The 20704-nt window shown below is 50.5% G+C and carries 21 protein-coding genes and 2 tRNA genes; 2 read left to right on the top strand and 21 right to left on the bottom strand.

The genetic code is table 11. The features are described 5' to 3' along the window. Positions 1 to 81: 81 nt before the first annotated feature. The 8 genes from WC980_04105 to dnaJ form a co-directional block, all read right to left on the bottom strand. Positions 82 to 1113 carry a hypothetical protein gene (locus WC980_04105; GenBank protein ID MFA5794231.1) on the bottom strand — a complete coding sequence of 344 codons (1032 nt, stop codon included), beginning with the start codon at positions 1111 to 1113 and terminating at the stop codon, positions 82 to 84. A 2-nt stretch (positions 1114 to 1115) separates the two neighbouring features. After that, complete coding sequence (locus WC980_04100) at positions 1116 to 3863, bottom strand: FG-GAP-like repeat-containing protein (GenBank protein MFA5794230.1); 2748 nt, start codon at positions 3861 to 3863, stop codon at positions 1116 to 1118. Positions 3864 to 3889: 26 nt separating this feature from the next. Then, positions 3890 to 4894 (bottom strand): potassium channel protein, encoded by a 1005-nt coding sequence (locus WC980_04095; GenBank protein ID MFA5794229.1) that lies wholly within the window; start codon positions 4892 to 4894, stop codon positions 3890 to 3892. 50 nt (positions 4895 to 4944) lie between these two features. Continuing rightward, positions 4945 to 6459 carry a benzoate-CoA ligase family protein gene (locus WC980_04090; GenBank protein ID MFA5794228.1) on the bottom strand — a complete coding sequence of 505 codons (1515 nt, stop codon included), beginning with the start codon at positions 6457 to 6459 and terminating at the stop codon, positions 4945 to 4947. Positions 6460 to 6483: 24 nt separating this feature from the next. Beyond that, positions 6484 to 6555, bottom strand: a tRNA-Asn gene (locus WC980_04085). A gap of 55 nt (positions 6556 to 6610) precedes the next feature. Beyond that, positions 6611 to 6925, bottom strand: a complete 315-nt coding sequence (locus WC980_04080) for a zinc ribbon domain-containing protein (GenBank protein MFA5794227.1) — start codon at positions 6923 to 6925, stop codon at positions 6611 to 6613. Positions 6926 to 6945: 20 nt separating this feature from the next. Further along, complete coding sequence (gene grpE, locus WC980_04075; GenBank protein ID MFA5794226.1) at positions 6946 to 7641, bottom strand: nucleotide exchange factor GrpE; 696 nt, start codon at positions 7639 to 7641, stop codon at positions 6946 to 6948. 46 nt (positions 7642 to 7687) lie between these two features. Continuing rightward, a complete protein-coding gene (gene dnaJ / locus WC980_04070; GenBank protein ID MFA5794225.1) occupies positions 7688 to 8818 on the bottom strand; it encodes a molecular chaperone DnaJ in 1131 nt (376 codons plus the stop codon). Positions 8819 to 9079: 261 nt separating this feature from the next. On the opposite strand from dnaJ, the gene WC980_04065 reads away from it, so the two are divergent. Next, the gene (locus WC980_04065) at positions 9080 to 9727 is read left to right on the top strand and encodes a hypothetical protein (GenBank protein ID MFA5794224.1); all 648 of its coding nucleotides are present in this window, start codon (positions 9080 to 9082) and stop codon (positions 9725 to 9727) included. Positions 9728 to 9763: 36 nt separating this feature from the next. Here the strand turns inward: WC980_04065 and atpC are convergent, their stop codons facing one another. From atpC to WC980_04015, 10 genes are all read right to left on the bottom strand, one after another. Further along, a complete protein-coding gene (gene atpC, locus WC980_04060; protein MFA5794223.1) occupies positions 9764 to 10018 on the bottom strand; it encodes an ATP synthase F1 subunit epsilon in 255 nt (84 codons plus the stop codon). A 14-nt stretch (positions 10019 to 10032) separates the two neighbouring features. Then, complete coding sequence (gene atpD / locus WC980_04055) at positions 10033 to 11436, bottom strand: F0F1 ATP synthase subunit beta (protein MFA5794222.1); 1404 nt, start codon at positions 11434 to 11436, stop codon at positions 10033 to 10035. Between the two features lie 41 nt (positions 11437 to 11477). After that, positions 11478 to 12386, bottom strand: a complete 909-nt coding sequence (atpG, locus tag WC980_04050) for an ATP synthase F1 subunit gamma (GenBank protein ID MFA5794221.1) — start codon at positions 12384 to 12386, stop codon at positions 11478 to 11480. A gap of 9 nt (positions 12387 to 12395) precedes the next feature. Next, on the bottom strand, positions 12396 to 13946 hold the full coding sequence (atpA, locus tag WC980_04045) for a F0F1 ATP synthase subunit alpha (protein ID MFA5794220.1): 1551 nt from the start codon (positions 13944 to 13946) through the stop codon (positions 12396 to 12398). 109 nt (positions 13947 to 14055) lie between these two features. After that, positions 14056 to 14589, bottom strand: coding sequence for an ATP synthase F1 subunit delta (gene atpH, locus WC980_04040; GenBank protein MFA5794219.1), 534 nt, complete (start codon positions 14587 to 14589; stop codon positions 14056 to 14058). 3 nt (positions 14590 to 14592) lie between these two features. Further along, on the bottom strand, positions 14593 to 15117 hold the full coding sequence (gene atpF / locus WC980_04035; GenBank protein ID MFA5794218.1) for a F0F1 ATP synthase subunit B: 525 nt from the start codon (positions 15115 to 15117) through the stop codon (positions 14593 to 14595). Between the two features lie 78 nt (positions 15118 to 15195). Then, entirely contained in the window at positions 15196 to 15522 is a 327-nt protein-coding gene (locus WC980_04030) for an ATP synthase F0 subunit C (GenBank protein MFA5794217.1), read from the bottom strand. Between the two features lie 120 nt (positions 15523 to 15642). Next, a complete protein-coding gene (atpB, locus tag WC980_04025; GenBank protein MFA5794216.1) occupies positions 15643 to 16389 on the bottom strand; it encodes a F0F1 ATP synthase subunit A in 747 nt (248 codons plus the stop codon). A 17-nt stretch (positions 16390 to 16406) separates the two neighbouring features. Further along, positions 16407 to 16691, bottom strand: coding sequence for a hypothetical protein (locus tag WC980_04020; GenBank protein MFA5794215.1), 285 nt, complete (start codon positions 16689 to 16691; stop codon positions 16407 to 16409). Between the two features lie 90 nt (positions 16692 to 16781). Then, complete coding sequence (locus WC980_04015; protein ID MFA5794214.1) at positions 16782 to 17339, bottom strand: class II aldolase/adducin family protein; 558 nt, start codon at positions 17337 to 17339, stop codon at positions 16782 to 16784. Positions 17340 to 17374: 35 nt separating this feature from the next. Here WC980_04015 and WC980_04010 point away from each other — a divergent pair. Beyond that, positions 17375 to 17451: transfer RNA gene (locus tag WC980_04010), tRNA-Met, on the top strand. Between the two features lie 120 nt (positions 17452 to 17571). Here WC980_04010 and WC980_04005 read toward each other — a convergent pair. Genes WC980_04005 through WC980_03995 form a run of 3 tightly spaced genes read right to left on the bottom strand, consistent with a single transcriptional unit; the run spans position 17572 to position 20691 of the window. Continuing rightward, positions 17572 to 18516, bottom strand: coding sequence for a DUF3187 family protein (locus tag WC980_04005; GenBank protein MFA5794213.1), 945 nt, complete (start codon positions 18514 to 18516; stop codon positions 17572 to 17574). Positions 18517 to 18560: 44 nt separating this feature from the next. Beyond that, on the bottom strand, positions 18561 to 19259 hold the full coding sequence (locus WC980_04000; protein MFA5794212.1) for a ComF family protein: 699 nt from the start codon (positions 19257 to 19259) through the stop codon (positions 18561 to 18563). A gap of 1 nt (position 19260) precedes the next feature. Next, a complete protein-coding gene (locus WC980_03995) occupies positions 19261 to 20691 on the bottom strand; it encodes a sugar transferase (protein MFA5794211.1) in 1431 nt (476 codons plus the stop codon). Positions 20692 to 20704: the final 13 nt, after the last annotated feature.

Genomic DNA, 20704 nt, shown 5'->3' with positions numbered 1-20704 from the left:
TTACCTCCTCTTTAGATTTTGTTCGTATTACCCGTTGAAGATATACTAGAAACGGCGTTGTGTCAAGAAAAAATCCCTATTTTAGCCGGAAATATTAGATTGCGGGCGGTTGACGGTCAGGAACTCCGGCCCGAAGCCCTCCAGGAATAGCAGCGAGAAAGACCGGAAGAACACGGTTATGGGCGCGAAGACGGTCTGGGTCAGCAGGCCGAAGAAGACCATCAGGACCAGGGCCAGCGGCACGATGATAATGTAAAGCAGGGGCGTGCTCTGGGCCAGGGTAATCAGGCCGAGAATCGCCAGGCCGGGCAGCATAGCCAGGGCCATTATCAGGCAGGAGACGGTGATGGCGGCGATAGCGGCGCAGATAGCCATAAGCAGTTTGACCAGCAGGTAATAAATGAACGATTTGGTATCGGATTTAATCAGCGACCAGAGCACACCCCAGGCCTTCATCGATTTCAGCCCGAACAGGGTCATAATGGGCAGGACGAAATCGTCGGTGAGCATCCCGACTATGGCGGACAGGATCAGCACGGCCAGGAAGAAGAGTATGGACGCAATCACCAGCAGGAGCAGGCCGACGGAGAACTGCTTGATGATGAAAAATATGGCCACGGCCGCGGGCACGGCGGCGATGAGTACCACCGGCAGTATGACGCCGAGGAATCCCATGCGCCAGAGGAAATACGACCAGCCCTCGGCCCGGCGGGCCCGGTAATATTCCCTGATGCGCAGGTCCTTTTTGACCACGCCGTCTATCAGGACGAACGAGAACCTGGAAGACAGGTAGAGCCAGACGATCCAGACGACGGTGATAAGAAGCACGATTGCGGCGGCCACGGCGATGATGATGGCCATATTGTCCTTGCACCACTGGAAGATGTGGTTGAAGTCGGGCGGGCCCGAGGCGGCCCATTTATTTGTGTCGCCCTGCCAGGGCACATTGATATTAAAACCGCCCTGGCCCATATAGACCAGGAACCCGATGACGCCGAACTTGAGCCATCTGACCGGGTTGAACGGCTTGAACAGGACGGCGGCCATATGGGCCATTGCCAGGTTGACGGCGGTGAAGGCCTTGATGCCTGATTTGCGCCCCGAGAAATCCATAGTTACGGCTCCTTTATGGTCGTGATTTTATTGGGTTCGACCAGGTGCTCGGTTACCCGACCGCAGGGCCAGCGCACGGACAGGGCCTGCGGGCCAGCCCGATTGCCCAGCCCGAAATGCTGGACCAGCGAATGCTGGCTGGTGGTGCCCTTGCCGCCCTGAACCTCGCGGGTAAGCTGTTCTGCTGAGGGCGGAGCGGAAAGTATCGGAATCTCTGACAGTATTGGTACTCTAGGAATCGTTGTGACTTTCAGCGTCAGCCGGGCGCCGATGGCGGCGGTGTTGCAGTCGGCGCCGATGAGCTTGACCTCGAGCCAGTTGTTATTATTGGTTGCGGCCTTGGATATGGTCTCGTTCCGGAAGAAATGGATTTTATTGGCGTTTTCGCCGGCAATCAGGTCCAGGTCGCCGTCGTTATCGAAGTCGGCCCAGGCGCAGCCGTAGCCGTCGGAGATGCGCACACCGGTCAGCCAGGTGATGTCTTCGAATTGCCCGGGGCTGACCTGCTTGTAAAGGAACGAGGGCATATTGACATAGACCGAGGTGATGAACAGGTCGAGCAGGCCGTCGTTATCGAAATCGCCCCAGGCCGGTTCGGTATGGGTTTCCTCGTACCGGATGCCTGCTTGGGCGCGGCGTTCATCGAAGCGGTAATCCGGCGCGCCGTTGTTGCGGAGCAGGTAGCTCATATTGGAAAAAGTGATGTAGCGCGGATGCGACAGGTTGGCCTGGAACAGGTCGAGGTTACCGTCGTTGTTGTAGTCGGCCCATTCCGAGCCGATGGTATGCCCGTAAGCGCCCTGGACCGGGGTGCCTTCGACGCCGGTCTCCCTGGCCACGTTAAGGAAAGTGCCGTTGCCGTTATTCTTCCAGAGGAAGTCCGGGTTGAGCCGGTAGTTGGAGACGAAGATGTCCGGCCAGCCGTCGTTGTTATAGTCGCCCCAGTTGACGCCCCGGCCGCACATATTCTTTGGCGGGGTGATGCCGGCTTCGGCGGTGACGTCCTTAAATGTAAGCCCTTTCTCATTTTTATACAGGAAGTCAGGCGTGCCGACGGAAAATGGATTTTCATAATTGGCCGCGTATAAATCTACATAACCATCGCGGTCATAATCGCCCCAACCGGTGCCTTCGGTCGGATGTCCGTCGTTGAGTCTGGGGTTGACCGCTTCGGTGACGTTGGTGAAAGTGCCGTCGCCGTTGTTCTTCCAGAGCGAGTCGGCGCCGCCGCTGGAGAAGAAGTCCAGCCAGCCGTCGTTATTGTAGTCGGCCCAGACGCCGCCGGTATTTTCGCCGGACAGCTTGGCCGCGGTGGTGACGTTGGTAAATGTGCCGTCGCCGTTGTTATGCCACAGGACGAATCCGTTGATGAGCAGGTCCTGCAGGCCGTCGTTGTCATAATCGCCCCAAGCGACCTTGCGGCCCAGCGAGGCGCTTAGGCCGGCTTCGGCCGTGATGTCCGTGAAATAAGGCAGGCCATGTTTGGCGGCCATTTCTTTGCCCAGGCCCTGATAGCGCTGGTCTATCTCGGCATCGGACAGGTTCGGGTGCTTGGCTTTGAGGAGTTCCTTGATGGCCGTGGGCACCTCGGGGATATCGTTCCTGGCGATAAGGGAGCGGGCCAGGGCGTCGAGGGCCAGGTCTGTTTTGCCTTGGGCCTGGAAGATTTTGCCCTGATGATACCAGAGCCGGCTGTGGAAGTTTTCGTATTTGAGGGCCTGGCTCATATAGGAATCGGCCCAGGCGAAATCGCCTTTCTTGAAGTAGACCCAGGCGGCCGCGTCGAGGATGTCGAAGGGCTTGGCCTCGTCGGCAAACTGCCATTCATAGAGCCAGAACGGTTTCTTGTCGCTGCGTTTGGTCCATTCATCCAGCGAAGGGAAAGACTGGTCCATATATTTGACCGCGGCGGTGGCCCATTTCGCGGCCTGGTCCAGTTCGACGCCCATCTCGGCGCAGACCCGGGCCGAGGTGGACAGGGCCAGCGGGTATTGGGGCCGGGCGGCCACCCACATCCGGGCGTAGGTCTTGACTTTGCCGGCGTCGGGCTGGTCTTTCCAGTAAAAACCCAGCAGGAACCTGTAGGCGTAATCGGTCCGCGAACCGTTGGGGAAATCCTTGATGTAAGATTCGCACATGGGCGCTCTTTTGGGCCGGTTGGCGCCCTGGGTGGCGGCCAGAATGTTCTCGAAGACCTCGTTGCCGACGCCGTCCAGCTCTTCGCTGTCCGGATAGCCGGACACCAGGGAGGTTTTCATCTGTTCGGCCTTTTCCGGTTCGCCGGACATATTGTAAGCGTAGAATCCGAATGAGTAGAGTTTGTCGGACGGTCGGCCCTTGGAAATGATGGCGGCGGCCTTTTCCTTTATACGGCTCTTGAGCTCGGCCTTGGCGTTGTCATCGGCGGCTTTGGCCAGCTCCATATACCAGATGTCGCGCTGGGCATCGTAGAAGCTGGGGTCGAGCTCGATGGCCTTTCTGAATTCGACCAGGGCCATATCGTCGTTATCCCGGTATTGCCAGATGTTGCCGCGTTCGTAATGCGCGGCCGCGTTGCTGGGCTCGGCCTTGAGCAGTTCTTCGCAGGCGGTTTGGGCCTGGTCGAGTTTGTTCTGCTTGTAAAGGTCGGTGATGGCTTTTATCTTCATTTCAGCCGGGCTGAGCGGTTTGGGTTTTTGGGCGACCGGGGCCGGTTTGGCGGCGCAGCCGGCCAGGAGCAGGGCGGACATCAACAATGCCAGGTGCTTCATAAATATTCCTTTCGGTATAATTAATTTTAAACCAGTTCCCGGACCTGCTTGATACTGTGAATTTCGCCCAGGACCACCAGGATGGAGCCCTCCTTTAGGGCGGTGTCAGCCGGCGGGCTGTATGTTATTTCGTCCGAATCCGATTTCATTATGGCCAGGATGAGCAGGCTGTATTTGTCGCGCAGGCCGAGTTCGGACAGTTTCTTGTTGATGACGTGCGAGCCGGCCGGGATGCTTATTTCCTCGATGCGGTAGGTGCCGCTGGTCTGGCGGAGCATGGTGTCCAGGAACTTGGTGGCGGACGGCCGGGTCATTTCCGAGGCCATCCTCAGGCCGCCGATGAGGGCCGGAGAGACGACAGTATCGGCGCCGGCCTTTTTAAGCTTATTGACGGCCTTATCCTCGACGCCCAGGGCCACGATGCGCATCTTGGGGTTATACTGCTTGGCCATTACGGTAATATAAAGGTTGTCCTTGTCCGAGGGCAGGGCGGCCATGACGCCGTTGGCCCGTTCCACGCCGGCCGCCAGCAGGATCTCGTCGTCGGTGGCGTCGCCCACCAGGTAAAGGATGTTCTGCGACAGGGCGGCCAGTTTTTCCAGCCGCGGTTGGTCGCGGTCGATGACCACGAAGGTCATCAGCATCTTGGACATTTCCTGAACGATGTGGATGCCGGTCTCGCCCGCGCCGCAGATGATATAGTGCCCGGTAAGTTTTCCGATTTCCTTATTCATTTTTCGCCTCCTTAAGAATCCGCTCATTTCTAATTCTAGTATTGATGCCACCAACAGCGAAGTAATGATGCCGATGGTGATGACCGACAGGATGATGAAGATGATGGTGAAAATCTCGGCGCCGGGGTTGTTGGAAACGGGGACCACTTCGCCGTAGCCGACCGTGGCCGAGGTGATGACGGTCATATAAAGGGCGTCCAGGAATTTGCCGCCGATAATCCAATAGCCGATGGTGCCGGTGGCCAAGACGCAGGAAAGCAGGAATAAACTGACGATGATTCGTCTGCGGAAGTTCATATGGCGGCTATTTAAGCCATTTCAGCCGTGTTGTCCATAAATTATTGAGTTTAAGGATTAACCCGCCCGCGCAGCTTGAACCGTTGGACCTTGCCGGTGCTGGTTCGGGGCAGTTCATCCACGAAGAAAACCTGCCAGGGCCATTTGTATTTGGGCAGGCGTTCCTGGACGAACTGGAGAATCTTTTCGGCCTCGGCCTGGGTTTTGGACATACTCGGCTGGGGCACCACGTAAGCGAACGGCTTGGTCAGCCCTTCGACCAGCTGGCCGACCACGGCGCAGTCCGAGACCATCTTGTTCTGGAGCAGGACGTTCTCGATTTCGATGGGCGAAACCCAGATACCGCCGACCTTGAGCATATCGTCGCCGCGGCCCTGGTAGGAAAAATAACCGTTATCGAGCTGGTACATATCTCCGGTTTTGAACCAGCCGTCCGGCAGCATCTTTTCGGCGTTGTCGTCGGGCCGTTTCCAGTAACCGGGGGTGATACTTTGCCCTTTGATAATCAGGTATCCGGTTTTGCCCGAGCCGAGCTCGTTGCCGGAATCGTCGACTATCTTGGCTTCGTAGCCGGGCACGACCTTGCCGGAGGTGCCTGGTTTGACGTCGTTGGGGAAATTAGAGATGAATATGTGCAGCGCCTCGGTCGAGCCGATGCCGTCCAGCGCCTCGAGGCCGGTGGCTTCTTTCCATTTGCTGTAAATCTCCGGTGGCAGGGCTTCGCCGGCCGAAGTGCATATGCGCACCGAGCTCAGGCAGTCTTTGTCCAGCTTCTTGAGCATGGAATTGAACAGGGTCGGCACGCCGAAGAATGCGGTCGGTTTGTATTTAGCCAGAGCCGCCATAACGTTTTCCGGCGACGGTTTGCCGGGCATTAGCACGGCTGAAGCGCCGAACCTGAGCGGGAAAGAAAGGTTGTTGCCCAGGCCATAAGCGAAGAAGAGCTTGCTGGCCGAGAAAATTATGTCCTTTTCCGTTATCTTGAGCACCTCTTTGGCGAAGGTGTCGGCCGTGTAAAGTATATCGAGATGGCGGTGGGGCACGCCTTTGGGTTTGCCGGTGCTGCCGGAGCTGTAGAGCCAGAAAGCGATATCGTTGGAGGATGAAGGGCAGGCTTCGGCCGCGGGCGACGCCTTGGCCATCAGTTCATCAAGCCCTTTGTCAGCCAGCAGGATATGCTTAAGGTTTTTGCCCTGGATGCCGGCGGCTTCGCTGTCCGAAGTGGTTACGATGGCTTTAGATTCGCTGTCTTCGAGCATGAACTGGAAGTCTTCCTTTTTCAGGGTGGTATTGGTGGGGATGGGCACGACGCCGTATTTGATGCTGCCCAGGAATGCGTAATAAAATGCCGGCCGGTCCGGCAATATCAGGAGGATGCGGTCCTGCGGCTTGAGGCCCAGGTTCTTCAGAACGTTGGCGAAACGATTAACGTTTTCGTCAAGCTGTTTGAAGGTTACTTTTTGGTCTTCGCAGTAGATGGCCACCTTGTTGGCCCGCTTGGCTACGTTTTCCGTGAGCAATTCAGGGGCGACATTGAGTTTTGCGGGATAATTAATAGGTTTCATAATTTCGTCCTTTATTAGGAAGTGCTCCCCGGGTAAGATTCGAACTTACAACCTAGCGGTTAACAGCCGCTCGCTCCACCATTGAGCTACCGGGGAATCAGTTTTAAGTTGGAGTGTTTCTACCTTATATGTAATAACTTGTCAATAATTATTATTTTTTGTCTTTGGTGTTAGACGGCTTCTTGGATTCCTTAGGCGCGGGTTTATCAGTCTTGATTTCCGGTTTTGGCGCCGGAGCGGAGGCTTCATCCTTCTTCTTGGCTTCGGTGTAGGATGTGCTTTTATTGCAATAATCGGTGATATAAAACCCCGAACCCTTGAATATCAGGGCGCTGCCTGAACCAATCAGGCGTCTTAGCCCGGTTCGCTTGCACTTGGGGCACTGCTTTAGAACGGCGTCATTAATGCCTTGGAAATGCTCGAATTTATGGTTACACTTGGGGCATTCGTAATCGTATGTTGGCATAAAACTTAAATCTTAAGTAATTAACAATTCGGCGTTTCGGGTGCCTTAGGGTCAGCCGGTTTCTTTTTGCTGGCCGCGATTACCACCTTGGCTGGGCGGATGACTCGGTCATAAAGCATGAATCCTTTGACAATCTCTTCGATAATAATGCCGTCCGGTTTATCGGAAGACTCTTTGGCGTTGACTACCTCGTGGTAATTAGGGTTGAATTTCTCGTCCATGGTTTTTATCAGCTTGACCCCGTGTTTTTCCATTATCCGTAATATTTCCTGTTTGCTCAAGCCGACGCCGTCCAGTAGGCATTTAGCATCGTCGGATTTACACTCTATCTTAAGTGCCCGATCCAGGTTGTCAAATGCCGGGATAAGTGCTTTGAGTAAATCCTCATCCTTGTATTTTTCCCAGCATTCCCGGTCGCGCTTGATACGTTTCTGGTAATTCTCAAAGTCCGCCTGGATGCGCTGGGACAGCTTCAGGAATTCGTCGCGCTCATTGGCTGCATTGCGCAGGTCTTCTAATTCCTTCTGGAGTTTTTCCAGCGCCTGGGCCGGGTCTTCCGGTGACGTTTGGCAGGCCTTGCCATTTTCGGGTTGCTCTTGGATCTGCCCAGAGTTTGGCCGAGGGATTTTGGGCGGGATACCGGGCATCTGCGGAGCCGCTTCTTCGGACGGGATTACAGGTTGTTGTTCCTTGGGTTCTTCAGGTTTCTTTTTCATAGCTTAATCTTGTTTAAAGGACAGAATTTTCTACACCCAACACTCATTACTCCTCCGGCGGATGGTCCCAGAGGTTTATCTTACGCGCCCTGTTAATTTGGCCCGGGGTCTCGGTTTTAGACAGTTCTTTAAGTAGTTCTTCCTGGCGAGGTGTCAGGTTTTCTGTTCCGTCAATCATCACCCGAACCAGCTGGTGTCCCTTGCGTCCGCCATGCATATCCGGGAATCCCTGGTTTTTCAGCCGGAACACCTGTCCGCTCTTGGTTCCTTTGGGTATCTTCATCTTGGCTGTTCCGTTCAGTGTGGGCACCTCAATTTCCGCACCCAGAGCCGCTTGGGTATATGATATGGGCATCTCTATAATTGCGTCATTATGGGCACGCTCAAAAATATGGTCCGGCGCTACGAAAACATCACAGTAAAGGTCGCCCCGAACCGAGCCGTCCGGTGATGGTTCTCCCTGGCCGGATAGTCGCATCCGGGTATTGTCCTCGATGCCGGCCGGTATCTTGACCTTGATTTCGTGCGATTCCCGAACCCGGCCGCCACCTTGGCAGGAAGAGCAGGGCGTCTTGATTATTTTGCCCGCTCCTTGGCATTGGGGGCAAGCAGTTCTAATAGTGAAGAACCCGCCGCCCTGAATGACCTCGCCCCGGCCGCCGCAGGTTGGACAATTGATTGAATCCGAACCCTTTCGGGCGCCGGTGCCCCGGCATTCCTTGCAGAGTTCGTTGCGTTTGAGCGTAATAGTTTTCTCTGTGCCTGTAGCCGATTCCTTGAACGGTATAGTAATCTCTACCCGCAGGTTACTGCCTCGCTGTGTTCGGCGCCGGGAGCCCGATCTGCCTCCGAAAAACGAGGAGAACATCGAATCACCGGAGAATATATCGCTGAAGTTTTCAAAGATATCCTCATATCCCGAGAACCCGTGGGTGGTATAACCTTTAACGCCTTCATGGCCGAAACGGTCGTAATTGGCGCGTTTTTCCGGGTCGCTCAGGATTTCGTAGGCCTCGGCAATTTCTTTGAACTTTTTCTCCGCCTCGGCTTTGTTATCAGGATTGCGGTCCGGGTGGTATTTTAGGGCCATTTTGCGGAAAGCCTTCTTGATATCCTCGGTTGAGGAATTCTTGGGCACTCCTAAAAGCTCGTAATAATCTTTTTTAGATTCAGGCATAATTTAGCGTAACGTACCGAGCGAATAAGGCCGAGTTGCTATTCTGTACTCCTATTTTCATGTCGGTACAATCCTATATGATAACATCGCGGGCGGGCAAGTCAAGAGAAATTTAGAGCTAGGGAGTCCATCCAACGTTATGACAGTGAAACGTTGACGCCACGGCACCATAACGTAGCGGACTATTATTGACAGGATTTAATAGATTGCTACCATATTATAATAAATAAGGTAGTTAATATAAAACTTAAGGAGAACGACATGATAGCAATTGTAATGCTTTTGGGTGATGAAAAAGGCGCGCTTTTATGGGATCAGGTTATCAGCCAGAAGGATGAAATATCTGATACGCTTGGCGAAAAAGGCAGGCTTCTTTATATGACCAAACGTACCGGTTATAATGGTGTTTCGCTCTTAGTTCATATTAAAGAGCATGAAGCCGTGGCGGATCTGGTATCCAACTGTCTCAGCAAGATAGAAGGCGTCAATCGTTTGTGGGTAACACCTCTTTATCGGCCGAGGTTCTTCCCGTTGCCCAAGGATACGCATCGTTTCAAGCGATTTGTGGTAACCCTTAAAGTCACGCCGGCCCAATTAGGTAGTGTTCATAAACACCTGCTGAACCCTGACCTGCCCGATGGCCTTAAAAAGGTTTATTACGCATTTACCTTCCAGCTTTATGACAATGTTATACAGATGTCGTATTTGGCTGATCGGGATGAAACCATGAACGATTTTGTGACGCAGAAGATAAATACGTTAAAAGGCGTTCAGAAGAGCGCCATATATCCCATAGAAAAGACCAAGCCATTTATAACGTATGAAGAGTGGCAAGAATACGCCGGAGAAAAGGCGTATCACCCTAAGTGGAAAACAATGTTCACCCACATCAAGGGTTGGGATATGTGAAGAATATCCGAATTGCAAAATTAGGTCGTCCGCAATTTACTTAACCTCATCAGCCAAAATAGTCACCTTGTTGGAGCCGACATCTATCAGCCCGCCTGTTATTTCATAGGCTTGGTTTTCCGAAGCTTCAATTCGTATAGTAACCTTGCCTTTGCCGAGTATTCCCAGAAATGGCGCGTGGTTGGCCATTATACCAAGGTAGCCGGTATGGGCCGGGACAATGAGCGAATACGGCGCGCCTTTATATACTTTACGCTCGGGAGTTACGATTTCTAAATCGAAAGTTTTCATATTTCTACAGGATGTTACGCCTGCATTGTTTTAGATTTTTCTACCACTTCTTCTATGGTTCCGGCCATCAGGAACGCCTGTTCTGGTATGGTGTCGTGTTTGCCGGCGATAATCTCTTTGAATCCTTTAATGGTTTCTTTCAGTGGAACATAGCGGCCGGGCATGCCGGTAAACGCTTCGGCCACGTGAAACGGTTGTGACAGGAATTTCTGGATTCGCCGGGCTCTGGCGACTATTTGCTTATCTTCATCCGAGAGTTCTTCCATACCCAGGATGGCGATGATGTCTTGTAAATCGCGGTAGCGCTGGAGAATTCTTTGGACCTCGCGGGCGGTCGCGTAGTGTTCCTGCCCAATGATGTTGGGGTCAAGCAGTCGCGAGGTTGAGTCAAGCGGGTCCACGGCCGGGTAAATACCCAGCGAGGCTATTTCTCTTGATAGTACCGTGGTAGCGTCCAGGTGCGAAAAGGTGGTAGCCGGTGCCGGGTCAGTCAGGTCGTCGGCCGGAACGTAGATGGCCTGGACCGAAGTAATGGATCCTCTTTTGGTCGAGGTTATCCGTTCCTGAAGTTCAGCCATTTCGGAAGAAAGCGTGGGTTGGTAGCCTACGGCTGAAGGCATTCTGCCTAATAATGCCGAAACTTCAGAGCCGGCCTGGGTGAACCTGAATATGTTATCGATAAAAAGAAGCACGTCCTGACCTTCCTGGTCTCGGAAATATTCGGCCATAGTCAGAGCGGTCAAACCGACGCGCAAACGGGCTCCGGGCGGTTCATTCATCTGTCCGAAAACCATGACGGTTTTGGGGAGAACTCCGGAGCGTTGCATTTCCAGCCAGAGGTCGTTACCTTCGCGGGTACGTTCACCCACTCCGCCGAATACGGAAAAGCCGCCATGCTCGGTGGCGATATTACGAATGAGTTCTGTGATGAGCACGGTTTTCCCTACGCCGGCGCCGCCGAACAGACCGACCTTACCACCCTTGGCGTAAGGTGCCAGTAGGTCGATTACCTTGAGTCCGGTTTCAAATATCTGGGTGGCCGTGGATTGATCAATAAGTGTTGGCGCGTGGCGGTGGATGGGAAGATAATCCTTGGTTTTAATTTCGCCCAAATTATCAATAGGTTGACCCAGTAGATTTAGGACCCGGCCCAGAGTTGGACGTCCTACTGGCACGGTAATAACAGCTCCAGTATCAACCACGGTCATACCGCGGACTAAGCCATCTGTTGAAGAAAGGGCTATAGCCCGAACTGTGTTATTGCCTAAGTGTTGAGCAACCTCAAGAGTAAGGTTAGACCCTTTTGTATTATCTTTAATGTTTAGTGCATTGTAAATAGATGGCAGGTGTCCTTCGGGGAAGATTACATCTACTACCGGACCGATGACCTGTAAGATTTTACCGATTGCTTGTTCCATTTGAGGCATAGTTTATCCTTTCTTTAGTCTTTATCCTAAGTTTATCTCATTGCTTCAGCACCACCTACGATATCCAGCAACTCCTTGGTAATGCCGGCCTGGCGGGCTTTGTTGAACGAAAGCGTAAGGCTATCTATAACTTCGGAAGCATTCTCAGTGGCGTTGCGCATAGCCAGCATCCGTGCCGAATGTTCGCTGGTCACGGCTTCTAATAACATCTGATAGAATATTACGTTGATATAACGTGGTAATAATAGCCTGATAATCTGTTGGGATTCAGGTTCAAACAGGCAGTCGATTGACTGTTTGTCTGATTCCATTAAGCTGTTGACCTGTATAGGCAGGAACTGTTTGACCCGGACTTTGGAGATCATGGCGTTAACAAACTCGCTGTAAACAACCCATATTTCCCGGTGACGGATGGCATCGGGCCGGAGTTCTTTGAGTACGGGTTTTATAAGGTCCTGGGCGAACGCCAATGTTATGTCTATCGGCAGATTTAAGCAGGATGACTTTATCGGTACGCCCCGGTGGTGGAAGTAGTCGTAAATCTTGCGGCCGATAGTTATTATTTCCGGGTTGTTCTGCTGTGAGGTGAAATTAACCGCAGTTCGTATGATATTAGCGTTATAGGAGCCGCACAGCCCTTTGCCGGAGGTTATCACGATAATAGTCTTAAGGTTCGGGGTGGCGGACAGCTCGGACAGGGATATTGTTTTGGGCTCGTCGTGCGAAATCAAGTGAGCGTATTCGGATGGTATCTTACCGGCTGAGGCGGCCAGCAAACGACCCAATGCATGGGTTAGCCGTGCTGTATAAGGCCGAAGGGTCAAAAGTTTTCCCTGGGCCTTTTTCATCTTGGCGGCCGAAACCATTTCCATGGCCCGGGTTATCTTCTTAATGTTGTTAACGCTTCTTATTTTGCGTTTTATGGTTCGGGTATTAGCCATATTTATGATTTATAGCCTGGCAGTTTCTGCGTGGTTTTGTTTAAATTCTTCAAGCGCTTTCTTTATTTGTTCGGCAGTCTTGTCTTCGAGTTTCTGTGTCTTTTTTATTTCCTGACTGATACCCGGATGGCTTTCCTCCACGAATTTGAGGAACTTGGTTACAAACGGACGAACCGTTTCTATGGGCAGGGAATCAAGCAGGCCGGCGGTGCCGATATAGATGGATACCACCTGTGTTTCTAGCGGCAGGGGGACATATTGTGGTTGTTTAAGTATTTCGACTAAGCGTTCACCGCGGATGAGCTGTGCTTGAGTAGCTTTATCCAGATCTGAGGCAAACTGGGCAAAAGCAGCCAGGGCGCGGTATTGGGCCAGCTCCATCCTGAGCCGGCCGGCCACTTTTCTCATAGCATTGGCTTGAGCCGATCCGCCTACCCTGGAAACCGAAAGCCCGACGTTTATGGCCGGACGGACGCCGGCATAAAAAAGGTCTGATTCCAGGAAGATCTGGCCGTCCGTGATAGAAATAACGTTAGTCGAGATATAGCCCGATATATCGCCGGCCTGTGTTTCTACGATGGGTAACGCGGTTAATGATCCGGCGCCTAGCTCGTCGGACAGTTTTGCAGCTCGTTCTAGAAGTCTGGAGTGAAGATTGAATATATCACCGGGGTAGGCCTCGCGGCCGGGTGGGCGACGCAACAACAGTGATAGCTGTCGGTAGGCGACCGCGTGTTTGGACAGGTCATCATAAATGACCAATGCGTGTTGTTTGTTATCGCGAAAATACTCGCCCATGGCGCAGCCGGCATATGGAGCTATATAAAGGAGGGGTGCCGGGTCGCTGGCGTTGGCGCAAACAACGATGGAATATTTCATGGCGCCGTGTTTTTCCAACGTGTCTACGATAGACGCGACAGTTGATGTTTTTTGCCCGATAGCTACGTATATGCAGAGGACATCGCTTTCTTTCTGATTGATGATGGTATCGATGACCAAGGCTGTTTTACCGGTCTGGCGGTCGCCGATTATAAGTTCTCTTTGCCCGCGTCCGATGGGTATCATAGAGTCGATGGCTGTCCAGCCGGTCTGGAGCGGTTCTTTGACTGGCTGGCGCTGGACGACGTTGGGCGAGCCGCCTTCGATGGGCTTGAATTCGCTGGTGACGATGGGGCCTTTGCCGTCAAGCGGGGCGCCCAGGGCGTCGACCACCCGGCCAATAAGAGCTTTGCCGACCGGCACCTGTGCAATCCGTCCGGTGCTCCGGACGGAATCACCTTCTTTTATAAAGCTGCTATCGCCCAGAACCACGCAGCCGATGTTGTTTTCCTCAAGGTTGAGGGCCATGCCGTAGATGGCTGCTTCCTGTGATTTGGTTGTCTGGGTTGATGGTACGAACTCGACCAGCTCGCCGGACATGACCTTATCCAGTCCGTAAACGCGGGCGATGCCGTCGCCGACCTGTAGGACGGTGCCCACGGTTTCGGTCTGAAGCCTGGCTTCGTATTTTGAGATTTCGCCTTGGATGATATTAGTTATTTCTTCGGGCTTTATCTGCATATTTACATCCTTACTCTGGCGGTTTTAGCGTTAGCGAATTACTGCCAGGCATAGTCGACTGTAACTCACTACGCCTGCCTACTGTAGGCAGGTTCTAACAGCCGAACTATTAATTAAACATATGTTCTTTCATGTATCGCAAGCGTCCTTTGACCGAGCCGTCCAGGACGGTGTCGCCCAACTGGATGAGCATCCCGCCCAGGAGTGATTTATTCAGCTCGGATTTGAGGACGATTTTTTTTCGGGTTATGATGTTTAGCTTAGCCAGGAGCGTGTTTTCTTCAGAAGCGCTTAGCGGAAAGGCAGAGGTAACTTTGACCCGGATGATATTCTGCGCTTCGTCCGAAAGTAGCCCGTAAATTTCAGTAATATCGGGTAATAGGTCAAACCTTTTTTTTATAATGAGTGTTTTTAGGAATTCCATAGTGTTGGGTGACAACTTGTCTGTAAACATTCGCTCAAGAAGTGACTTTTTTTCCTGTTCGGAAATCAATGGATTCAGGATAATTCTAGGCAGGCTGGAGGTTAGGTAGACCTTAAGGGCGAGGAGCAGTTCCTCGCCGGTTTTACCGACGATATTTTTATTTTGCGCGATTCTAATCAGCGCGCTGGCGTAACGTTTGGCGATATTGGCGTTTATCATTAGTTATTTGCCCAGGGGCTTTTGTCCGAGTTCATCAAGGAAAGAAGCGACCAACCGGGTATTGGTTTTCTCGTCCAGCTCTTTATCAATCACCTTCTCGGCGGCCTGGATGGCCAGCGAGGCGATTTCGTTGCGAAGCTCCTTTATGGCCTTGGTTTTTTCCTGATCAATTTCGTCCTTAGCTTTGCGGATAATATTATCGGATTGGAGGTGGGCCTCGGAAATTATGCCCGTCTTGGCCGACAGGCCTTCCTTTATGGCGGCTTGGATTTTTTGATAGCTTTCTTTCTCTATCTGGTTGAGTTTAGCCTGGTATTCGTCAGTAAGCCTGGAGATTTCCTTTTTATCCAACTCAATCTTGTCAAAAGTACCCTCTATTTCCTTTTTACGGTTATCCAGGTGTTCCAGGATCCGGCTAAAAAGGAATTTCTTAAGGACCAGAAAAAGGATTATGAAGTTGATAACCAGCAAAATGATAACCTGAATCTGCCCGCCCATGGCATTAAAAAAATTACTTAAAGCCTGCATAATATTTTTCTTCCCGCTTGTTGATTCGGGGCTTAGAGTATTTAGCCGTGCATCCCTAAGCCCCGAGTCTTATTCTTTTTAGTGAGCGCCGCCCTTTGCTTTCTCGGCTTCGTAAGTTTCGGTCATTTTCTGGGCTTCCAATCCGTCCTTGCCGTACTTGGCGTTAATCATTTTATCCAGGCTGCCCTGCAGGAAGATACCGGTAACCAACAGGGTATAGATAACCAGGGTTTCAATCAGCGCCAGACCGACGATAAGCGATGTGAAAATTCTGCCGCCTGCTTCTGGTTGCCGGGCCATGGCTTCAACCGCGCCGCTGATAGCCCGTGATTGGCCGATTGCCCCGAACGCCGCCGCGATTGCCATGCCAATGCCAATGGTTAATGCCGTCATTGATATATCCACTATTTCTCACCTCCTTTTTTTGAACCTGTTAGGGGCTTTTCGATGTTTATCGAAAAAGACCGCTATAAGTTCTTAGACCCCGTATTAGCGGGGCATTTATTTTACACACAGTGTTCAATTTTATTCATGTGCTGTTAAAAGCATTATGTAAATTGATGAAAGCGCGGTGAACACGAATGCCTGAAGGAATGAAGTGAATACCGCGAAGAACATCATCATTAATTGGAGCGGAAGCGAAGAGAAACCCATATTAACCAAGGACAAAATAATCGAGTCTTCGCCGGATATATTGCCATACAGCCTTATGGAAAGCGACAGGGGTTTTATCAATTCGCCCAGGATGTGAAGTGGGAACATCATGGGCACCAGAACCCACATAATCAGCCCTTTAGGCGATCCGGCCAGGTGCTTAAAGTATCCCAGGAATCCGCTAGATTTGATGCCGTAAATCTGGACCATAAAAATGACGACCAGCGCCATGGAAATAGTGCAATTCCAGTTGGCAGTGGGCGACATCAAGCCGGGGATTAAACCCATAATATTAAGGCAGAATATAAAAATAAACGAGGTGCCCAGCAGGCCGAGATATTTCCGGCCGCCGTGGCCCATTAATGAATCAAACATGTTGCCCAGCTTGTCGACAATTACCTCTATCAACGCCTGCAAACGATTTGGCGTATTCTTTAGGTGGCGGGTGGCAATAAGCGAAAACAACACCAGTCCGAACATTATCAACCAGCTGATGACAATAACCTGAAAATAAATCAAGCCGGATTCTCCCTTGAGGAATTCGGGTAATAGCCCGCTGCCTGAAAGCTTACTATATAGGGGAGACAGAATCGATGGAGGATGATGCTGACCAGCCATAAACCCTCTTAATATTTCTATTTCTTCTTGCCTGTTGCCAGAACGCCGAATATTATTGCCATCGGGGCGGTAATCAAGCCGACCGTAAAAGGTATCAACCTGAAAAATGTTGCCTTATTTAGCAAGTATAAAATCAGGCCGATAATTACCAGTTTCAGGAGAATAAATCCGGCTATTATTACCGGCTTGCCCGACCGAAAAAGGTATTTAATAATCAGTTTCCAGGTAATAAAAGGATAAAAGCCGACCAGTAAACCCGCAATTAGGTTAATTACGTTTGTTGAGTTAAATATTGGCTTCACCTAAGCTACTACCCGCCTGATACAAATAATATTCTTGAGATTTTTACCACTAATTCCCAAATGGTCAAGCAAAACTCGCCTAATTATGGGTTATTTGCGCATGAAATATATGATTTTAGCGGCGTGTTCGGTAAGAGAGGTGTAATGGAAAGCGTCTTCCAGAGTTTGTCCGATGCAGAAAAGGCCGTGTCTTTTTACCAGAACGGATGGGCTCTTTTTAAGCATTTGCGGTAGTTTGTCGGCCAGCTCTTTTGATGCGGTCGGTTTGAGGCAATTTAAAACCGGTACGCGTGGCAGCAGCAGGGAGCCCTCCAAATCAATCGGTTTTATTTCACTGTTTCGGAAAGAAAACGCCGTAGCGATAGGCGGATGGGTATGAATCACGGCTTTGGCATTCGTGTTCAGGTATATCGACCGATGGACGATTGCTTCGGTTGAGGCGGCACTGTCTTTTATTGACGGTTTAAGTCCAATAGTAATTATGTCTTTGTTGGTTAGGAATCCTTTCATCGAGCCGCGCCGGGTTATGTAAATAATATCACCACGGCGTAAAGAGATATTCCCGCTGTGTGAGGTATTGATGCCCATAGCCGCGGCGGCCTGGCCTATTTTCTGGAACTCCTTGACGATTTTAGTTGACAGACTCATAAAATTAATATATCTATGACAGCCTACCAGTTAGACGCGGGGTGGAGCAGCCCGGTAGCTCGCAAGGCTCATAACCTTGAGGTCGTGGGTTCAAATCCCACCCCCGCTACCAACTTCGACAATCAATACTCTGGCAATTTGAGCATTAGTGAATTACTGCCAGGTATAGTTATTCGTAACTCACTACGCCTGCCCGCTGTAGGCAGGTGCTAACAGCAGAACCATTAATTTTTTAGAACATCGTTCCTATTGACAGGGATATTATAAAATCGGAGGATTCTTTGTTAAGTCCCGTACCGATATTGAATTCATTGAAGAATCGGCCATCTTCACTGTAACGGATGCCGCTTTGAATAGTCAGGGGATTTTTCTTAAGTGCGTCAATTTTTCTGAAGGCATTGATATTTCCCTGAATCTGGTTTATCCAGACCAGGGTGTCAGCGGCCCGCCAGCTCAGCCCGGCACCATAATAGAACACATCCTTAGGGTTAAACAATTTGGAAAAGATGTCGACCTTGCCGGTTATGACGTATCCCAGATATGAATGAAGGTAAAGATTTGGTTTTACCGGCCTGGTTAAGTAATACGAAAGTGCGATATCGGTGCTGTCTGAGTCTATCAAGTTGTCTTTTAGCGAAAGAGGCATCTTTAAAGAAAGGCCCAGCGCCCGGGTTATTTTGGACTTCTGGTTGGTAAACGGTATTTTGATGCCTAAAATCATATTGCTCAATCCGATGCCGCCGTTGCCGGATAGATATTGATCTGTGCCGTTAGAAATCGTTACGGTGTCTTTTTCATCTATGGCCGCCGCATTAATCCGGGCTCGGAGTTCGATGCGTTCGGCGAAGCCATAACGGCCTTCAATGAATGATTCTTCATAAACCCCGCGGTAATTCACGTTCCAGCCGTCGCGGCTGGAACGAAAATTAGCCGTGGAATATTCGCCGCCGCCCTTTAGGTAAAGATATGATGGCTTTATGGTATCGGCATTTTCCAGCGATGGAATCATTATCAACGAGTGAAAAAGATTATTATTTAAGGATTCAATCGGTGCCGTAAAAAACGAAGTCAGCTCGGTATCCAGGAGTTGTTTTCTTTTCAATGAGTTTTCTGCCGAGGCAACAGAGGATATAATTGCCAGGATTAAAACACAGGCAAAAATCGAAAATCTTTTCATCACAAACTCCTTAGCGGCCGTGCGCAAGAACGCAGGCTAATACTTTATTCGCGCCGGATTTTTTTCAGGACGCGGCTTATTTCCGATACCGTGGTGCCGGTGGTCAGTACGTCGTCAATAAGCAGGATATTTTTTCCCTTTATTTCGTCGGGCCGGGATACCGAAAAAGCATTTTTCAGGTTTTCCCGTCGTGCCAGACCATCCAGCCCGGCTTGATCTTGAGTTTCTCTTGTTTTTGTCAGGTTATCAACAGATAGTTTAATTTTCAAGATATTTGCGACTCCGTCGGCTAATAATTGTGATTGATTAAAGCCGCGTTCCTTTAATTTAGTTCGGTAAAGAGGTGTCGGCATGACTAAATCAATGTTTTCTTTTGATCCCGCAATAGTTTTTGTGATTAATTGGCTCAGTGGAACCGCTAACGGTTTATCTTTCTGGTATTTTAGTTTTAGGATAATATTGCGCATTACGCCTTCATAACGGGCCACCGCTAAAGCTTTGTCAAACCTGGGCTTGTTAATGGCGCAGTCTCGGCACAAGATATTGCCTCCGGTATAAGGACCTAAATCGATGCCGCATACGGGACAGGTATTAGACTGGTTTACGAAGGTTATCTCAGAGATGCATTCAGCGCAAAGATAAAAATGCTTGGTTGAACCCAGGTTTTTGCCGCATTCCAGGCAGTAGCGGGGATAAATTATATCCAGCAGGATATTAAACAGACTTGAAATGGGACCGGTCATATTAATATGCTTTATAACCAACCACCGCCCAGAATGTTTTTAAAAGTATGTTAAAATCAGACCAGAGCGACCAATTCTCGATGTAATAAATATCCAGCTTGACCATTTCTTCGAAAGAAAGTAAATTTCGCCCATTAACCTGCCATAGGCCTGTGATGCCGGGCTTTGTTTCCAGCCGCCGGAGATGCCACTCTTGGTAATTCTCAACTTCATAAGGCAGGGCCGGTCGAGGTCCGACCATGCTCATATCACCCCTGAATACATTGAAAAACTGTGGCAACTCGTCAACGCTGAAACGCCTCATGAACTTTCCGATATAGGGTATTATTCGGGGGTCGTCTTTTATTTTGTAGACAACCGGTTCGTTCTTTTCTTTATCGCTTTCAACCTCGCCTTTAATCCATTTCTCGGTGAAATCCTTATGGCCCAGCCGCGAGGCGCCTTCATGCATGGTTCGAAACTTAAGGAATGTAAAGCGACGGCCGTTCTGTCCGACCCGTTTTTGCAGGAAAAGAACCGGTCCGGGAGATATGATTTTGATGAGCAGGGCGATAATACCCATCGGCGCCCCCGCTAGAACAATCAGTAAAAATGAAATGATGATATCCACAATTCGTTTAATCCAGACATTCAATCCGATGATATTAGAGCGTTTTATTCCTATCAGCGGAATTCCGGCCAGGTTGTCTATCCGCATCCAATCGAGCATGACCTCATAAAGGTCCGGGACGATGCGCCACGATATTTTTGCATTAAGGCAAATTTCAACCAGCTGTTTAACCGTATCGCGGGGCGTGTCTTTGAGGGCAATCCAAACTTCGTTGATGGATTTTTCCCGGATGACTTTTCCCAGTTCGTCAAGCCTGCCGACTATGGGCAAAGCGTGGTCCGAAGCCGGGCTATCGTCCAGGAATCCGACAACTTCGTATCCGATGGGGCGTCTGGCCAATTCGTCAGCCAGGGTTATGCCCAGAGTGTTGCGGCCGACGATCAAAAGCCTGGACAAGCTTTGCGAACCTTTGAGTATTTGGTGGCGAATCCATCTAAAGAGCATGCGGGAAAATATTCCGCCGGCAACCGCGAGCATCGCGAAAAGCAGCACCAGCGCCCGGGAATAGGAGACTTCGCGGTAAAAGAACAAAACAGCCATGGCCAGCAGTATGCCGACTATAGACCCTTTTATAAGCGCCAGGAATTCTTCCGAACCTTTGAGCGTCGAATTGTAAAGTCCGCTGAAGCGATAGGCGATAAGCCAAATAACTATGGCGTAAGGTATCAGGTGCATGTGTTCGCTGAACGTGCCTTGTCTTTCAAACAGGCTTTTAGCGAGATTGAATCTGGTAAAAACGGCGATATGAAACGTCGCGGTTATCGAAAAGATATCCGCGATAAACAATAAGATTTTGTATGAACGTTCGCGCTGAGCAATCATGTTTTTCAGGAAT

The sequence above is a fragment of the Candidatus Brocadiia bacterium genome, assembly GCA_041658285.1.
Taxonomy (GTDB): Bacteria; Planctomycetota; MHYJ01; order JACQXL01; family JACQXL01; genus JBBAAP01.
Note: the sequence above shows the minus strand (reverse complement) of the source record. Positions and strands in the feature narration are given on the sequence as shown.

Bases quoted from the DNA above. Each gene is read 5' to 3' on its own strand.
- WC980_04105 (MFA5794231.1), bottom strand. From the start codon at position 1,113: ATGGATTTCTCGGGGCGCAAATCAGGCATCAAGGCCTTCACCGCCGTC.
- WC980_04100 (MFA5794230.1), bottom strand. From the start codon at position 3,863: ATGAAGCACCTGGCATTGTTGATGTCCGCCCTGCTCCTGGCCGGCTGC.
- WC980_04095 (MFA5794229.1), bottom strand. From the start codon at position 4,894: ATGAACTTCCGCAGACGAATCATCGTCAGTTTATTCCTGCTTTCCTGC.
- WC980_04090 (MFA5794228.1), bottom strand. From the start codon at position 6,459: ATGAAACCTATTAATTATCCCGCAAAACTCAATGTCGCCCCTGAATTG.
- WC980_04080 (MFA5794227.1), bottom strand. From the start codon at position 6,925: ATGCCAACATACGATTACGAATGCCCCAAGTGTAACCATAAATTCGAG.
- grpE (MFA5794226.1), bottom strand. From the start codon at position 7,641: ATGAAAAAGAAACCTGAAGAACCCAAGGAACAACAACCTGTAATCCCG.
- dnaJ (MFA5794225.1), bottom strand. From the start codon at position 8,818: ATGCCTGAATCTAAAAAAGATTATTACGAGCTTTTAGGAGTGCCCAAG.
- WC980_04065 (MFA5794224.1), top strand. From the start codon at position 9,080: ATGATAGCAATTGTAATGCTTTTGGGTGATGAAAAAGGCGCGCTTTTA.
- atpC (MFA5794223.1), bottom strand. From the start codon at position 10,018: ATGAAAACTTTCGATTTAGAAATCGTAACTCCCGAGCGTAAAGTATAT.
- atpD (MFA5794222.1), bottom strand. From the start codon at position 11,436: ATGGAACAAGCAATCGGTAAAATCTTACAGGTCATCGGTCCGGTAGTA.
- atpG (MFA5794221.1), bottom strand. From the start codon at position 12,386: ATGGCTAATACCCGAACCATAAAACGCAAAATAAGAAGCGTTAACAAC.
- atpA (MFA5794220.1), bottom strand. From the start codon at position 13,946: ATGCAGATAAAGCCCGAAGAAATAACTAATATCATCCAAGGCGAAATC.
- atpH (MFA5794219.1), bottom strand. From the start codon at position 14,589: ATGATAAACGCCAATATCGCCAAACGTTACGCCAGCGCGCTGATTAGA.
- atpF (MFA5794218.1), bottom strand. From the start codon at position 15,117: ATGCAGGCTTTAAGTAATTTTTTTAATGCCATGGGCGGGCAGATTCAG.
- atpB (MFA5794216.1), bottom strand. From the start codon at position 16,389: ATGGCTGGTCAGCATCATCCTCCATCGATTCTGTCTCCCCTATATAGT.
- WC980_04015 (MFA5794214.1), bottom strand. From the start codon at position 17,339: ATGAGTCTGTCAACTAAAATCGTCAAGGAGTTCCAGAAAATAGGCCAG.
- WC980_04005 (MFA5794213.1), bottom strand. From the start codon at position 18,516: ATGAAAAGATTTTCGATTTTTGCCTGTGTTTTAATCCTGGCAATTATA.
- WC980_04000 (MFA5794212.1), bottom strand. From the start codon at position 19,259: ATGACCGGTCCCATTTCAAGTCTGTTTAATATCCTGCTGGATATAATT.
- WC980_03995 (MFA5794211.1), bottom strand. From the start codon at position 20,691: ATGATTGCTCAGCGCGAACGTTCATACAAAATCTTATTGTTTATCGCG.